Origin of the sequence: Mesorhizobium sp. M7A.F.Ca.US.006.04.2.1 (assembly GCF_004022915.1) — a bacterium.
Lineage (GTDB): Bacteria > Pseudomonadota > Alphaproteobacteria > Rhizobiales > Rhizobiaceae > Mesorhizobium > Mesorhizobium ciceri.
In genome coordinates this window covers 1-746 of sequence record NZ_RZQA01001486.1, presented here as the reverse complement: position 1 = coordinate 746, position 746 = coordinate 1, and the positions used below count along the sequence as shown (strand labels likewise).

Genomic DNA, 746 nt, shown 5'->3' with positions numbered 1-746 from the left:
GCCCTACAACCGCTCAAATCCGACCATCACCGTCACGGCAATCCAGGTCTCGGCCGATGCGACGAGGGCACTGGTGGTGTGGTCACGCAAATTGGTAGCCGGCGTCGCCAGCCCTGGCGCCGCCGCCACCACCGAGACAACGATCCCGGCGTCGCTCAGAGTCGCCAACACTTTTCTCATCCGCGTTGAAAGCAACCTCGGCTATACGCCGGTCATCGCGTGGAGCGCGAGCAGTCAACAGAAGCTTGGGCTGACCTCGGCTTTCAGCAACATAACCATGGGCGAAACCTATTTTCTGCGCCCCCGCAGAAGCGTGACGATCCCTTGCAGCGACTGTTGAACAGAGGCAGCCAGGCGTGCGCAGGCCGCTCCAGCTACTGCTGCGGCCCACGGTCCGAAACGAAGCGCACGATAGCAGCGGCCATCTCGTAGTCTTTTGGCGCCACGGTGGCGAAGCCGCCGGAATGTTTCGATTCCAGGAGATCGTAGATATCGGGCGTCGTCGACTTGAGGTTGGTGAGGAACACGGCAAGCCGGCGCTTGGCTTCGGGGTCGAGATCGCTGCGGACCGCATGGGGGCCGTATCTCAACAGGCCCGACGTCCATACGATCCGAAGCGCCGTCACCGAGAGCCCTGCCGCCTCCAACCTCGCCTGCGTGCCCGACGGTTCTCGCGGGCCGTCGGCAGCGGCCGTCACCCAGCCGAACAGGCCATCGGCTTTGCCGTCGACCAGCATCGTCTCGGC

1 protein-coding gene and 1 pseudogene are annotated in these 746 nt (G+C 64.1%); one reads left to right on the top strand and one right to left on the bottom strand.

All coding sequences use genetic code 11. The annotated features are described in order from the left end of the window. A pseudogene (locus tag EN925_RS40380) lies at positions 1-340 on the top strand (pilus assembly protein); the annotation flags it as partial. 34 nt (positions 341-374) lie between these two features. Here EN925_RS40380 and EN925_RS38230 read toward each other — a convergent pair. Continuing rightward, on the bottom strand, positions 375-746 hold a 372-nt coding region (locus tag EN925_RS38230), incomplete at its 5' end, for a PhnD/SsuA/transferrin family substrate-binding protein (RefSeq protein WP_164894792.1).